The organism is Gordonia terrae (genome assembly GCF_001698225.1).
Taxonomy (GTDB): Bacteria; Actinomycetota; Actinomycetes; order Mycobacteriales; family Mycobacteriaceae; genus Gordonia; species Gordonia terrae.
This window is the reverse complement of record NZ_CP016594.1, coordinates 1,866,862-1,880,616: the sequence shown is the minus strand read 5'-3', so window position 1 is coordinate 1,880,616 and position 13,755 is coordinate 1,866,862. Positions and strand designations below refer to the sequence as shown.

General features: G+C 68.1%; 13 protein-coding genes and 1 tRNA gene. 7 read left to right on the top strand and 7 right to left on the bottom strand.

The window, feature by feature from the left end:
• Positions 1-72: 72 nt before the first annotated feature.
• Together BCM27_RS08525 and BCM27_RS08520 are read left to right on the top strand one after the other, a co-directional pair.
• Positions 73-984, top strand: a complete 912-nt coding sequence (locus tag BCM27_RS08525; protein ID WP_004020935.1) for an SGNH/GDSL hydrolase family protein — start codon at positions 73-75, stop codon at positions 982-984.
• A 65-nt stretch (positions 985-1,049) separates the two neighbouring features.
• The gene (locus tag BCM27_RS08520) at positions 1,050-2,273 is read left to right on the top strand and encodes an acetyl-CoA C-acetyltransferase (RefSeq protein WP_004020934.1); all 1,224 of its coding nucleotides are present in this window, start codon (positions 1,050-1,052) and stop codon (positions 2,271-2,273) included.
• On the opposite strand, the gene BCM27_RS08515 is transcribed toward BCM27_RS08520, so the two are convergent.
• The 5 genes from BCM27_RS08515 to BCM27_RS08495 all read right to left on the bottom strand — a co-directional run bounded on the left by BCM27_RS08515 (position 2,266) and on the right by BCM27_RS08495 (position 8,282).
• Positions 2,266-2,826 carry a DUF6790 family protein gene (locus BCM27_RS08515; RefSeq protein ID WP_033203765.1) on the bottom strand — a complete coding sequence of 187 codons (561 nt, stop codon included), beginning with the start codon at positions 2,824-2,826 and terminating at the stop codon, positions 2,266-2,268. The genes BCM27_RS08520 and BCM27_RS08515 overlap by 8 nt on opposite strands.
• Positions 2,827-2,958: 132 nt before the next feature.
• Entirely contained in the window at positions 2,959-3,825 is an 867-nt protein-coding gene (locus BCM27_RS08510; RefSeq protein ID WP_004020932.1) for a Bax inhibitor-1/YccA family protein, read from the bottom strand.
• A gap of 144 nt (positions 3,826-3,969) precedes the next feature.
• Positions 3,970-4,656, bottom strand: a complete 687-nt coding sequence (locus tag BCM27_RS08505; RefSeq protein ID WP_004020931.1) for a TetR/AcrR family transcriptional regulator — start codon at positions 4,654-4,656, stop codon at positions 3,970-3,972.
• A 55-nt stretch (positions 4,657-4,711) separates the two neighbouring features.
• The gene (locus BCM27_RS08500) at positions 4,712-6,985 is read right to left on the bottom strand and encodes an MMPL family transporter (protein ID WP_033203631.1); all 2,274 of its coding nucleotides are present in this window, start codon (positions 6,983-6,985) and stop codon (positions 4,712-4,714) included.
• Between the two features lie 58 nt (positions 6,986-7,043).
• A complete protein-coding gene (locus BCM27_RS08495) occupies positions 7,044-8,282 on the bottom strand; it encodes an oxygenase MpaB family protein (RefSeq protein WP_004020304.1) in 1,239 nt (412 codons plus the stop codon).
• A gap of 193 nt (positions 8,283-8,475) precedes the next feature.
• On the opposite strand from BCM27_RS08495, the gene BCM27_RS08490 reads away from it, so the two are divergent.
• From BCM27_RS08490 to BCM27_RS08480, 3 genes are all read left to right on the top strand, one after another.
• Positions 8,476-8,549, top strand: a tRNA-Leu gene (locus BCM27_RS08490).
• A 230-nt stretch (positions 8,550-8,779) separates the two neighbouring features.
• Positions 8,780-9,673, top strand: coding sequence for a DNA/RNA non-specific endonuclease (locus tag BCM27_RS08485; protein ID WP_141638821.1), 894 nt, complete (start codon positions 8,780-8,782; stop codon positions 9,671-9,673).
• Between the two features lie 5 nt (positions 9,674-9,678).
• Positions 9,679-10,242, top strand: coding sequence for an SMI1/KNR4 family protein (locus tag BCM27_RS08480; RefSeq protein WP_004020302.1), 564 nt, complete (start codon positions 9,679-9,681; stop codon positions 10,240-10,242).
• A gap of 54 nt (positions 10,243-10,296) precedes the next feature.
• On the opposite strand, the gene BCM27_RS08475 is transcribed toward BCM27_RS08480, so the two are convergent.
• Positions 10,297-10,866, bottom strand: coding sequence for a TetR/AcrR family transcriptional regulator (locus BCM27_RS08475; RefSeq protein WP_004020301.1), 570 nt, complete (start codon positions 10,864-10,866; stop codon positions 10,297-10,299).
• A 114-nt stretch (positions 10,867-10,980) separates the two neighbouring features.
• Here BCM27_RS08475 and BCM27_RS08470 point away from each other — a divergent pair, with 114 nt between their 5' ends.
• Both BCM27_RS08470 and BCM27_RS08465 read left to right on the top strand, forming a co-directional pair.
• Positions 10,981-12,414, top strand: a complete 1,434-nt coding sequence (locus BCM27_RS08470) for an MFS transporter (protein ID WP_110117409.1) — start codon at positions 10,981-10,983, stop codon at positions 12,412-12,414.
• A gap of 100 nt (positions 12,415-12,514) precedes the next feature.
• Positions 12,515-12,733: a hypothetical protein gene (locus BCM27_RS08465; RefSeq protein WP_004020299.1), complete on the top strand. Its 219-nt coding sequence runs from the start codon at positions 12,515-12,517 to the stop codon at positions 12,731-12,733.
• Here BCM27_RS08465 and BCM27_RS08460 read toward each other — a convergent pair.
• Positions 12,730-13,584 (bottom strand): SDR family NAD(P)-dependent oxidoreductase, encoded by an 855-nt coding sequence (locus tag BCM27_RS08460; protein ID WP_051987053.1) that lies wholly within the window; start codon positions 13,582-13,584, stop codon positions 12,730-12,732. The two genes, BCM27_RS08465 and BCM27_RS08460, sit on opposite strands and share 4 nt — an antisense overlap.
• Positions 13,585-13,755 lie beyond the last annotated feature (171 nt).

Sequence of the window (13,755 nt, the reverse complement as noted above, 5' to 3'; positions counted from 1 at the left end):
CGGCTGACAAGCGGACCGGGCGGCCGCGCCCGAGCCTCTAAACTGGCACCCGTGTCCGGTTCGAGCCGCAAGATGACCGCCGAGAGAATCATCCGGGACGTGGGAGCCACGGCTGCTGCGACCGCCGGCGCTGCGGGTGCCGGATGGGCGGCCTACAACCTGCTGAACAGTCAGGCGGCCGAGGCCCGAGTGGTGATCCCGCACCGCACCGACAACGCCCCGGACGGTGACGGCGTGTACCGGCCGGACGGCACCAGCGAGCGCTTCACCCGCGACACCGTCTACGACCTGTACCTCGTGGTGTTCGGCGATTCGACCGCCGCCGGGCTGGGTGCCGAGACGGCCGAGGAGACGCCGGGGGTACAGATCGCCCGCCGGGTCGCCGCAGAGACCGATCAGGTGGTCCGCTACGCCAACAAGGCGATCGTGGGAGCGACGTCGAAAGGGCTCGCCGCCCAGATCGAGGCCATGTTCGTCCACCACGAGCGACCCGACGTCGCCGTCATCCTCGTCGGCGCAAACGATGTCACCGCCCGCAACAGTCCGCTTCCGTCGGCACGCAGGCTCGGTGAGGCGGTCCACGCCCTCGTCGACGAGGGCGCGAAGGTGGTCGTGGGTACCTGCCCGGACTTCGGGGTGGTCACCGCGATCCCTCAGCCGCTGCGAATGGTGTTGCGACGCTGGGGACTCACGCTGGCCGCGGCGCAGCGGTCGGCGGTCCGTGCCGCCGGGGGCCGTCCCGTGCCACTCGCCGACCTGCTGACCGAGGAATTCCTCGCGCGCCCCGAACACATGCTGTCGCCCGACCGCTTCCATCCATCGGCGGCGGGGTACGAGTTGGCCGCCGACATCCTCGTGCCCGAGGTCCTCGCCGCGATCGGCGAATGGGGACCGACGCCGCTGCCCGAACCGCCCAAGGTGTCCGAGGCCGTCGAAGAAACACGGCTCGTCACACGTGTCAGGAAGCTGTTCACGAGCTCCTGACCAGCACCTTTCTGCGCACGTCGACCATGCGACCAAGCAGATGCTTGGTGCGGTAGTTTTGAGGTATGCCTGAAGCTGTCATCGTCGCCCATGCCCGTTCCCCGATCGGCCGCGCCGCCAAGGGATCCCTCAAAGACGTCCGGCCCGACGAACTGTCGCGCCAGATGGTCGAAGCCGCTCTCGCCAAGGTGCCCGAGCTCGACCCCGCCCTGATCGAGGACATCCACTGGGGCATCGGTCAGCCGGGCGGACAGGGCGGCTACAACATCGCCCGGGTCATCGCGGTCGAGCTCGGTCACGACCACATCCCCGGTGTCACGGTGAACCGCTACTGCTCGTCGTCGTTGCAGACCACCCGGATGGCACTGCACGCGATCAAGGCCGGCGAGGCCGACGTCCTCATCTCCGGCGGCGTCGAGAGCGTGTCGAGCTTCGGGATCTCCGGTGGCGCCGACGGCGCGCCGAACTCGAAGAACCCGCTCTTCGACGACGCCATTGCCCGGACCGAGAAGGCGGCTGCCGGCGATGCGGGGATCTGGCACGATCCGCGTAAGGACGGCGTCATCCCCGACGTGTACATCGCGATGGGCCAGACCGCGGAGAACGTCGCGTCGTTCACCGGCATCTCGCGCGAAGACCAGGACCGCTGGGGCGTGCTGAGCCAGAACCGCGCCGAGGACGCCATCAAGTCCGGCTTCTTCGAGCGCGAGATCGATCCGGTCACGCTTCCCGACGGCTCCCTCGTCACCACCGACGACGGCCCCCGCGCCGGCACGACCTACGAGAAGATCTCACAGCTCAAGCCGGTCTTCCGCCCCGACGGCACCATCACCGCGGGAAATGCGTGCCCGCTGAACGACGGCGCCGCGGCGCTGGTCATCATGAGCGACACCAAGGCGAAGGAACTGGGCCTGACGCCGCTCGCCCGCGTGGTCGCCACCGCGGCGACCGGCCTGTCACCGGAGATCATGGGCCTCGGCCCGATCGAGGCGATTCGCAAGGTGCTCAAGGTCTCCGGGATGTCGCTGTCGGACATCGACCTCGTCGAGATCAACGAGGCGTTCGCCGTTCAGGTCCTCGGGTCGGCCGCCGAACTCGGTATCGACCACGACAAGCTGAACGTCTCCGGCGGTGCGATCGCGCTCGGGCACCCGTTCGGAATGACCGGCGCCCGCATCACGACCACTCTGCTCAACAACCTTCGTACCCGCGACAAAACCTTCGGCATCGAGTCGATGTGCGTGGGCGGCGGTCAGGGTATGGCCATGGTGCTGGAGCGCCTCAGCTGATCGAGGTCGTCTCCGTCTCGTCGACACCCCTCGCCGCGTCAGGTCCTCGGACCGCGACGCTGCGGGGGGTTGTTCGTCGGTAGACGAACCATGCGATGACGACCGCGCCGACGATGTAGATCTCGGCGGGAATCGCCCAGACGTTGTTCGTCGCGGTGTTGTCGTGGATGTAGTACTGCGAGATGTGCCCGGCGAGGTCTCCGCCGTAGCTGATCGCCAGCGCCCAGACAGCGGCGTCGAGCCATCCGCCACGGTTGGCCACGCGGAAGCAGAGCACGCCGAGGACGCCCACGGCGATGTCGTTCCACCCGAGTTCCCACTGGAACATCGACGGAATGAAATCCGGTCCGATGCCTTCGGCGATCTCGGGCGCGTTCGGTCCGACGTGCCCGATGCCGGCGAGGATGCCGAACGCACCTCCGGGTACGAGAATCCAGAGCAGCACGAGTTCGGCTGCGCGGCCGAGAGTGCGTCGCCGCACCGATCGGTCCACCAGTATGTGCACCACGGCGCCGATGATCATCAGCGCCAGCTGAATCAGAAAGAACACCATGTCCGCACGGTAGAACCGCTGCGGCGGGTTGGCCCCCGCAAACGCGATCGGGCGGCACAGTTTGTCGCCATCCGGCCCGGACACGCCGGCGGCCCCGCACCTCGGAGGTGCGGGGCCGCGGGCGACGGACGACTAGTCGGAGTTGAAGTAGGTCAGCAGGCGCAGGATCTCGACGTAGAGCCAGACCAGGGTGACGGTCAGGCCGAGAGCGACGCCCCAGGCGGCGCGGTCGGGTGCGCCGGCGCGGATCAGACGATCGGCGGCGTCGAAGTCCAGCAGGAAGCTGAACGCGGCGAGAGCGATGCAGACCAGCGAGAAGATGATCGCGATCGGGCCGCCGTCGCGGAGCACCCCGGCCTCGCCGGTGAACAGGCCGATGACCAGGTTGCCGAGCATCAGGACCAGGACACCGATCATGCCGGCGAACAACATGCGGGTGAAACGCGGCGTCACGCGGATCGCGCCGACCTTGTACACGAACAGCATGCCGAAGAACACGCCGAAGGTGCCGAGGACAGCCTGTCCGATCAGGGCTCCGGCCGAGGTGTCACCGGCGACGGCCCAGTTCGCGAAGACGAACGAGATGGCGCCGACGAACAGGCCCTCGAACGCGGCATAGGCCAGCACGATGGCCGGGTTGTCCTGCTTGCGCCCGAAGCTCGCCACCAGGACGAGGACGAGACCGGCGATGGCACCGACCAGCATGAGCGGCGTGGCGAGAGCTGCCTGGGCGGCCTCGGTGGCGCGGCTGCTGATCGCGAAGTAGGTGGCCACGGCAGCCACCGTCAGCACCCCGAGGGTGATGGCGGTCTTCGTGACGACGTCGTCGATCGTGAGCTGACGGGTGGCCGGCGGTGCCGGCTGGGTGTAGGGGTCAGTGGCCTGACCGTATTGATTGACCGCGGCGCCGGCGCCGGCCATGCCGGCCCCGAAACCCGCGTACCCGGACTGATTGTCGCGGACCACGCCGCGCATCACCGGATTGCTGCTTTCTCGCACGAAGCGCTCCTTAATCGGTACGGATGTATACCGTCTCAACGTCGGGCCTTTCCTGTGAGTTCCCTGACGAGAACGCGGAACGACCGAGTCGACGTCGACTTTACCGACTCTTGACTCTTCTGTCGTCGAACACCCGCCGCGGAGTCAGTTCACGCCCTCGCGCAGCGCCCGTAACCGGCCGTGGACGGCGGTCGGATCCGAGCCGTCCCCGGTCCCGAGCGCGGCCCGGCCGAGGAACATCGCGGTCAGCATGGACTCCGCCCGCGCGAAGTCGTCGCCCCATGCGAGGCCCGGTTTGGCGAGCATCAACGAGGCGATGCCGTGGGCCGCGGCCCAGAACTCGAGGACGATGTCCGCGATCTCCGCGGGGTCGAACACGCCGAGGTCGGCCAGCTCGGTCACCGTGGCGACGAACCTGGAGTACGCACTGGCGGCGAGCACCTCGTCGACCTTCGACGGATGCCCTTCGGGAGTGGGTTTGCCGAACGCCACGCGATAGAGAACCGGCGTGGCGACGGCGAATCGGACGTACGCCATCCCCTGGTTCAGCGCTCGTTCGAAGGCGTCGTCGATGCCCTCCGACGCGGCGGCCATCTCGTCGTCGAGGCGCTCGAAATACCGAGCGCACACCGCGTCGAGGAGCGCCTCCTTGTCGGCGAAGTGCAGATAGATCGACGGCGGCGTGACCCCCACACGGTTGGCGACCGCGCGGATCGACATCGCGGTGTCGTCGCCGTTCTCCACCAGCAACTCACCGGCGGCCTCGATGATCTCCTCGGCGAGGATCTCCCCCGATCCGCGTGGTGATCTCGCTCGTCTGCGTGTCGTCACTGCACTCCTGAACCTGTCCTGCCGCCGTTCATCCGCCTCTGTGGGGTATTCGGTGTCAGACCCTCGTCGGCGCGGTGTCGGGCGCCGGTTTCTCGGCGGGATGCCCGACCTCCGGGGCTTCCTCGGACAGTCCGATCCGATCGTGCAGCCGTCTCAGCGGACCGGGCGCCCACCAGTTCGCCCGCCCGGCCAGGCGCATGAACGCGGGGACGAGGAACATCCGGATGATCGTCGCGTCCATCAGGACGGCAAGGGTGAGGCCGACCCCGAACATCCGCATGAACGACACCTCCGACGCCGCGATGGCGGCGAAGACGATGCTCATCAGCAGAGCCGCGGCCGTGATGACCCGCCCGGTGCGCGCCAAGCCCAGGGCCACCGCGTGGTCGCTGGCCGCGCGGGTCCGGTCCGATCGCAACCACTCCTCGCGAATCCGTCCCAGGAGGAACACCTCGTAATCCATCGACAAGCCGAACGCGACGCAGAACAGCAGCACCGGCATGGTCGCACTGAGGGTGCCGGTGGCGGTGGTCCCCAGTCCGCCGAGGTGCCCCTCCTGGAAGAACCAGACCATCGCGCCGAACGTCGCCGACAGCGACAGGATGTTGAGGACGAGCGCCTTCAGGGGAAGAACGACGCTTCCGGTGAACAGGAACAGCAGCACGAACGTCGCGATCGCGATCAGGCCGAGCACCCACGGCAGATGCGCGTAGATCGACCCGACGGTGTCGTCGGTGGCGGCGGCGAGCCCGCTGAACAAGGTCTCCGTCCCCGTCGGCTGCGGCACCGCCCGCAGCTCGTCGAGCTGGGCGATCCCCGACTCACTCATCGGGTCGCGGTCGGTCGAGACCTGCAGGACGTGGACGTCGCCGCGGCTGTCGTCCGGACTGCCGGGGGCGGCCGGTGCACCCCGGACGAAGGTGCCGGCCGACGACCCTGCGGAGTTCACGTCGCCGACCGTCGACAGCGCGCGGGTGTAGGCGGCCAGGGTCGCGTCGTCCACGGGCCCGCGCACGACGACGGTGACCGCTGCGGACAGATCGTCCTCGTAGTCGTCGCGGATCTCCTGCTGGATCGCGTGTGCGCTCGCCGACTCGGGCAACACCCGGTCGTCGGGGAACCCCAGCTTCATCGACAGGAACGGCGCGCCGAGTACCAGCAGGAAGACCGTCACGACCGCGGCGACCGGCAGTGCGTGGCGCAGCACCCACTGCACGAGCCGGTACCACCAGGTGTCCTCGGGTTCGACGGGCCGAGCCGGCGGCAGTCGCAGCAGGCGTCGGAGTGGCTTCCGAGCGTCGAGGGCGTCGATGCGATCACCGAGGAGCATGAGCACGGCCGGCGTCAGGACGAGCGCCGACACCGCGGCCACGACCACGACGCCGAGGCCCGCGAACGCGAAGCTCCGCAGGAAGTACTGCGGGAACAGCACGAGCGCGCTCAGCGACAGGGCGACGGTCACCGCGGAGAAGGCGACGGTCCGCCCGGCCGTGGCCAGGGTCCGGACGATCGCGTCGGGCCGGCTCAGGCCGTGCTCGACCTCTTCCCGGTATCGCGTGAGGATCAGCAGCGTGTAGTCGATCGCGAGCGCGAGACCCAGTGCGGTGGTGAGGTTCAGTGCGAACACGGAGACGTCGGTGACCGATCCGATCACCCGGAGGAGCGCGAAGGTCAGGATGATCGAGACGATGCCGATGCCGACGGGGACAGCCGCGGCGAGCACCCCGCCGAAGATGAAGATCAACACGATGAACGTGATCGGGATCGCGATCGCCTCGGCGATGAGCAGGTCCGCGGCGGTCTGCTCGTTGACCTGCGCGAAGACGAGTCCCTGGCCACCGACCTGCACGGTGATCCCGTCCCGGACACCGGCCAAGGCGTCTTCGATCTCCTCGGCGTGGGCCGGTGCCGAGTCCTCGCCCCCGTCGAGCGACGCGATGATCAATGTCGACGTCCGGTCGCGACTGACCAGCGCGGAGTCGAGCGCCGGATTGGCCCACACCGACAGGATCTGGTCCTGCACGTACTGGTTGCGGTTCAGGTCCGCGACGATGTCGTCGCCGACCGCTCGGGCCGTCGGGTCGCGCAAGATGTCGACGCCGTCCGGCCCGTCGAGCTTGAGGACGACCTGGACCCCGCCCCGGTTGAACGTCTCGTCGAGGACCTTCTCGGCTCGGGCCGACCCCGAGTTCGGGTCGCTGTAGCCACCCGCGAGCAGGTGTTCGGCCGCGGTGGCGCCGTACGCACCGCACACCACCAGCAGGATGAGCGCACCCAGCAGCACGCGTTTGGGCATGGATATGACCAGCCGTGTCACTCTGACCAGCATGCGGACCCCTCGTCGCGTCGGTCGATCGACTTTACGGCGTTAAGTTATCAGCAGTAATTTAGGCGGTCAAGGTCGCTTCTGCCGGTTGCGGCATCCCCAGTCCGCGTCGGACGGTGCGCAGTTCGCGTTCGATCACCGTCGACTCCGATCCGAGCAGTCCGGTCGCCCGCACGATCTCGCGTAACCGGACGGCGGGACGCGCGACATCGACGAGATGATGCAGCGGCGTCCGGCGCAGACCCATCCGCCGGGCGACCGGCCGCTCCACCCACCGGGTGCTGATGGCCGAGAACGACGACATCAGCAGCGGCCGCGTCAGCGCATCCACCGCGGAGACCAGCAGCCCGGGTACCGGTACCGGGGCGGCACCGTGCACGACGCGCGGGAGGTCGTAGCCCTCGCGGAGCAATGCCTTGATCAGGACCTTGGCCGAGTCGTCGGGTTGCAGTTCGAATTCTCCTGCCACAGCGAACAACTCAGTGGCCGCGTCATGCGTCGGCGGCAGCAGGTCGTCATCGACGCCGATGACCCAGCCGATCCAGCGCCAGAGATGGGTGATCGCCTCCCGCTCGGCGCTGCTGTAGTGGATGCCGAAATCTCGTGCGACGACGAGGGGTAGGGCCAGGAAGCCGCACGAGATGGTCATCACCGAGTACGTCTGGTTGATCGGCGCGCCCCACTCGTCTTCGTCCCAGCCCCGGCCGTCCTGTCCCGACGCCCCTCCTCCGGGTGGGTGTCGCAGAATGTCGCGGATGTAGGCGTGCAGGAGCCGAATACGCAGTGTCGCAACCCAACCGGGACGACCCGGGAGCATCGAACCGGGAGCCGTCGCGTCGGCGACCCAGCGCGCCGTCGACTCGACCCGATCTCGAGTCCCCGATCCCAGTCGGCCCGTGGCGACGAGCGGACGGACGAAACCCTGGGCCTTGAACCCGTAGATCAGCGACTGGTACAGCGTCGACGACTGCAGGGTCCCGAAGCGCCACCACGCGCGGGCGCCGGCCTCGGCCCAGGCGGCATCGAACCACGGCGGTGGGGTGCTCGCGACCTGCAGCAGATGCACCATCGAAACCGGCATCTCGAGATGGTCGGGATCGGATGCCGTGTCGGCGTCGCGCTCTTCCAGCAGCGTGACCAGGGTGGAGAACGAGATGCCCCGCTCCCGGGCCTCGGCGATCACCGCGTCGGCAAGCGGGTCGCCCTGCATCAGACCCGCCTCGAGACGCTCGACGATAACGGGATGCCGTTCTCGGACGGCCTCCCAATTGCGTGCCCCGGTCACCGCTGCCGCGTCCATGCCCCATGATGGCCCCGGCTTCGAGGCCGGTCAAGGATGCTTCGACTCCCAGACTTCGACTCGACCGGCAGACGTCGGTCGAAGTCTGGCGGTCGAGTTGAGGTCTGGCGGTGGCGACGCCGGACCACAGGACAGCCGCCACGGCGCCGGCTGACTATGCTCACCAGGGGCACCGTCGTCGCGCGGACCCTGCGCCCCCATAGCCCAATTGGCAGAGGCAGCCGACTTAAAATCGGCACAGTGTCGGTTCGAGTCCGACTGGGGGCACTCACGGCCGGGCGTTCTCGCCGTCTCGAGTCGCCGTTTCCGGCGGCCGTCCACGTTCGTCGACCCGATCCGCGTCGATCAAACGCATGGCCGTTCAGCCGAATACGTGCGTGGACACCGCTCCGATCCCCACGGTTACATGACTGCCGGTGGTACCGAACGACTCTCGGGACCTTCCGAGTCCGTTGCGGCCCATCGAGACCAATCAGGACGACCCGTCGGGGGAACAGATGAAGATATTGATGCGTGGGGCGATGATCGCCCTCTTTCTCGTCGTCGCACTTGTCACGCCGGTCCATGCGGCGAATGCGGTACCGACCGGATGCAGTGACCGCGACATCGCGCAGGGAAATGCCGAGGCCCGGTCACTGAACGCTCGCATCGCGGCGCACAACTCCAAGCCGAGACAGTTCCGGATTCCGGAGCAACAACTACAGGCCACCGCCTACCAGGCCGAGGCCAATCGACTGAACACCGAACGTGCGGCTCTCGTCGCCTGGGCCAACGGGTGCCGCGTACACCTGCGGGGAATGGGCCCCGGCTCCGGCGGTCCGCACCGGCCGAGCACTCCCCCACCGCCGCAGCGGCCGGGCACCCCGGCGCCGTCGGTCACCAATCCGACGCCGGGTTACCCGGCGCCACAGCGCTACCCGTACAACGACAAGATCTCGAGCGACCGCACCGACCGGACGACCCTCACGCGGACCACCCGATTCCGAGACGGCGGCGAAGTCAACCTGACACGGATGCAGGGTCGCGCGGCGACCGGTATGAACGCCGCCATCACTCCGAACATGCTGCGGACCGGCACTCCGAGTACGCGCTCCGTCACTCCGCCGGGTTACCGGCCGGGCCTGGAACGCGGACACCTGCTCGCCAACCGGCTCGGCGGTCTCGGCGGCGACGCCCGGAACATCGTGGCCCTGAGCAATGCGGCCAACACCCGCATGCGGGTCCTCGAGAATCGCATCGCTCGTGTCGTCGCAAGGGGCGAAGCCGTCCACTACAGTGTGACCCCGATCTACGGGAACGGGTACAGCCGTCCGCCCACCGACATCGCCGTCGGCGCATTCGGCGTCCGGGGCGGTATCGCTCATTTCGAGATCATCCCGAACGTGAGGTGACCACCATGCCGAAGCACACCATCGATGATCTGATCGCGCTGATCCCGCCACCGGCGGCACGCCCGGCGACGATCGACTGGGGGCCCACCGAACGGCGACTGGGATTCCGATTGCCGACCGACTACAAGGCACTCGCCGACACCTACGGACCCGGAGTCTTCTGCGACGACTTCCTCGTGTGGACCGGACTCCCCTGGCCCGACGCGCCGGTCGAGGAGGAGGGCCGCCGCGCGGTGGCCGAACTCGAGCCGCTCCTCGAGGACCTGAGCATCGTGACCTGGGCTCATGACGACGGCACCGACACGGCCGTCGATCTGGCCGGCGGCTCCTTCTTCGGATGGGGGCGTTCCACCGACGGCGACTCGGGTTACTGGCACCGGACGGGCGACGACCCCGACGGGTGGCCGGTCCTGGTCACCGACGGCGTCATGGTCTGCGACTACCACCGCGGCGGTCTGGTCTCGTACCTGTACGACTTCTGGACCGGCGGCTTCTCGAATCGTCAGGTCTTCGCCGGCCGCGAAGCACCGGAACGGCTGACCTTCGAGCAGGTGACCGTCGACTCCTGAGCGGACGCGGACCCGTCCGCGCCGAGCATGAACGGACGGGCCCGCGGGCTCTGCTCACATACCGGGCCCGCTGATCCCCTCGACCACGAGTTCCAGGAGTCGCTGCGACTCAACGCAATTACGGCCCAACGCGATCATGTTGGCGAGCGTGAAGAGTTCGTCGACGGTGAGATCGGCGCGGATTCCACCGGACCGCTGGGCGGCGCCGAGGACGTCCGCACCGGCCACGCGGAGGTCGGCGCAACTGGTGTAGAGCGGACTTTCGGGGTCGCCCGCCGACGCGATGATGATCTCGGGCAGACCCTGATACGCCCCGACGTGGCGCGCGAGCGCCCGGACCCACTCGACGAGACGCTCGCCGGGGTCCCGCTGCTCGTCGTCGGCGCGCGCAGACTCCACGAGGGCGGCGGTGTCCTGTCGCATCGCGGCCGCGACGAGCGCCTCGCGAGACGGGAAGTGGCGGTACAACGTGCCGGCGCCGACGCCGGCACGTTTGGCGATGTCATCGAGCGACGTGTCAATTCCCGACTCACGAAATGCCTCTGCCGCCGTCGCGACGACCTTGTCGTAGTTGCGCCGAGCATCGGCTCGCATCGGTTTCGCCGGCGCGGACGCGCTGGTCATGACACCTCCCGAAGAAAACACTTGTAACCGGAGAGTATCTCCGCTTCAATAAGCGGAGACAGTCTCCAATTGGAGACACTCTCCTGTTCGACCCTACCCGCCCGGGAGGCCCTGATGTCCCAGACCACCGATCGCGTCGCTCCCGAGGCAGGTTCTGACACCGGAGGGTCGACGATCGACCGCCGCACCTGGATCGGACTGGTCGTCGTGGTGGCGAGCCAGCTGATGGTGATCCTCGACGGCACGATCGTCACCGTCGCGCTCCCCCGCATCCGCGACGACCTGGGTTTCAGCGAGGTGTCTCAGTCCTGGGTGATGAACGCCTACGTGCTGGCGGTGGGTGGCCTGCTGCTGCTCGGCGGCCGCTTGGGCGACCTGATCGGACGGCGTCGCGCGCTGCTCTACGGCATCGCCCTGTTCACCGCGGCCTCGCTCCTCGGCGGACTCGCCACCAGCGCGTGGATGCTTCTCATCGCTCGCGTCCTGCAGGGCGTGGGAGCCGCGCTCGCCGCACCCACCGCCCTGGGACTGATCGTCGCCAACTTTCCGCCCGGTCCCGATCGCGCCCGGGCCATCAGCTGGTTCTCCCTGGGTGCCGCCTCGGGCGGAGCGCTCGGCCTGCTGCTGGGCGGCGTACTCACCGAACAGCTGTCGTGGCACTGGGTGATGCTGGTCAACGTCCCGATCGGGGTGGCGATCCTCATTGCCGCACCGTTCACCGTCGATGAGACACCCCGGCAGCCCGGTCACCTGGGTCTCTGGGACACCCTGCTGTCCGCGGCGGGTGTCGCGGCGGTCGTCTTCGGCTTCATCCGCGCCTCCGAGGTCTCCTGGGCCGACCCGCTGACCATCGCTTCTCTCGCCGTCGGCGCATCGACACTCACCGCGTTCGCGATCAGACAGCGTCGTACGAGCCATCCCCTGCTGCCGCCCCGATTGGTGAACTCGGCGCGCAGGGCCGCACCGTTCGTGGTGATGCTGCTCTTGCCCGGGGCGATGATGGGCATGTTCACCTTCACGACCCTGCACCTACAGGACGTGATGGGTTACAGCGTCGTCGCGTCCGGGTTCGCGTTCCTGCCGTTCATGGTTCTCAACATCGGATTGACGGTCACCGGGATCACCGCCCGTCTCGTCGCGCACTTCGGTGCGGCTCCGGTGTTGATGGCGGGATTGTCCCTGGCGATCGCCGGGCTCGTGTGGTTGTCGTTCGTCGGGCCCGACTCCACCTTCGCTGCAGCGATTCTGGCGCCCTCGATGATCATGGGTGCGGGAATCGGCCTGTCCGTGGTCCCGGCGAACGTCCTGATCGTGGACAACTCGCCCGCAGCCGACGCCGGCGCCGCCTCGGGCCTGATGCAGGCGTTGTTGCAGGTCGGTGGCGCGCTCGGACTCGCCACGCTGATGACCGTGTTCGGCCCACTCCAACGTAGCGATCCGTCCGGAACTGCCACCGGCACAACGATTCTGGTCGGTTCGTCGTTCGCGACGGTCGCCCTGCTCGTGCTCGTGGTCGCCTACCGGCCGCGGCGTGCCGCGGCCGCGTGACCCAACGCGACGACATTCGTCACGACCTCGGCGCCCGCACACCCCTCTCCGAGTCGATCCGCGTGCATCCCCCGAGCCCGCTGATGATGTACTCGGTGTCATGTCCACTCGGGTTGTCCTGCTAGCCGACTCCTCCGTCGCCCTGCTCACCCTCGGTATCTCGGTGTACTCGATCGCGGTCCTGGTGTGCCTCGGGATAGCGATCAACGCGGCCCGATTCGGACGCAGACGGGTCGCGATCACGATGGCCTGGGTCGTCGGTGTGCTGACCGTGGCAGGTGTCATCATCGCCATCCTGAGCAGCACCGCCGGCGGTTAACCCTCCGGGTGCAACTCCGCGCGTTGCCGATCGATGAATTGCGCGGCAAGCCGATTCGTGAGGCCGGGCGCCAATCGCTGGACGCGCCAGGTGATCCGGGATCGACGCGGGACGACCAGCAGTGGTTGATTCCGCTCGATGGCGGCGAGCGTGTCCCGGGCGAGGCGGTCGGCGTCGTACGCGGTCGACGAACCCTGACTCGCCAGATAATAAGAGCGACCGACGAATCCGCCGACCGATCCTTTGTCCAGGATCGGGGTCTCCACTGCCGAGGGACACACCGCCAGCACGTTCACCCCGCGGCCCGCGGCCTCGGTACGTAGTGCGAGCGACAGCCCCACGACCGCATGTTTGGTCATCACGTAGCTCGTGATCAGTCCGGCGGCGACGAGCCCGGCCATCGACGCCGTGTTGACGATGTGTCCGCGACGCTGCTCGATCATCACCGGGTACGCGGCCGCGACCCCGTGCACGACGCCCCGGATGTTGACGTCGATGATCGCGTCCCATTGCTCCGGCGTCAGCATCTCGGTCGGACCACCCCAGGTGATCCCGGCGTTGTTGAATATCAGATCCAGGCGCCCCCACTCGGCGACGACCTCGTCGACCACCCGCTGCACAGCGGCGGCATCCGTCACATCCAGTTGCACCGCCCGTGCGGTGCCCGGCCCACCGGACAACGAGGCCGTCACCCGCTGCGCCGCGGGTAGGTCGATGTCCGCGCAGGTGACGTGGGCTCCCCGGGTCACCAGCGCGCGCGTGAGCGCGGCCCCGATACCGGACCCGCCCCCGGTCACGATCGCGATCCTGCCCCCGACGTCTGCTCCGCGCGTCTTCCCGAATCCCAGCACGAACAGAGCATGACCGATCCCGTTCCGGCGGGGTGCGCTTTGTGCGAACCGGGTCTTGACATCCTCACAGGCCGCTCTTAATGTTGCTGCAATCACAAATTGAAACGTTTTAATTCGCCGAGACGGTCCACTCCCGACGATCTGCGTTTCCCCGTCCGTCGTCTGTCAGGA

Coding starts and splice junctions, on each gene's coding strand:
- BCM27_RS08470 (WP_110117409.1), top strand. CDS start 10,981: ATGTCCCAGACCACCGATCGCGTCGCTCCCGAGGCAGGTTCTGACACC.
- BCM27_RS08475 (WP_004020301.1), bottom strand. CDS start 10,866: ATGACCAGCGCGTCCGCGCCGGCGAAACCGATGCGAGCCGATGCTCGG.
- BCM27_RS08485 (WP_141638821.1), top strand. CDS start 8,780: ATGAAGATATTGATGCGTGGGGCGATGATCGCCCTCTTTCTCGTCGTC.
- BCM27_RS08520 (WP_004020934.1), top strand. CDS start 1,050: ATGCCTGAAGCTGTCATCGTCGCCCATGCCCGTTCCCCGATCGGCCGC.
- BCM27_RS08515 (WP_033203765.1), bottom strand. CDS start 2,826: ATGGTGTTCTTTCTGATTCAGCTGGCGCTGATGATCATCGGCGCCGTG.
- BCM27_RS08525 (WP_004020935.1), top strand. CDS start 73: ATGACCGCCGAGAGAATCATCCGGGACGTGGGAGCCACGGCTGCTGCG.
- BCM27_RS08500 (WP_033203631.1), bottom strand. CDS start 6,985: ATGCTGGTCAGAGTGACACGGCTGGTCATATCCATGCCCAAACGCGTG.
- BCM27_RS08480 (WP_004020302.1), top strand. CDS start 9,679: ATGCCGAAGCACACCATCGATGATCTGATCGCGCTGATCCCGCCACCG.
- BCM27_RS08465 (WP_004020299.1), top strand. CDS start 12,515: ATGTCCACTCGGGTTGTCCTGCTAGCCGACTCCTCCGTCGCCCTGCTC.
- BCM27_RS08495 (WP_004020304.1), bottom strand. CDS start 8,282: ATGGACGCGGCAGCGGTGACCGGGGCACGCAATTGGGAGGCCGTCCGA.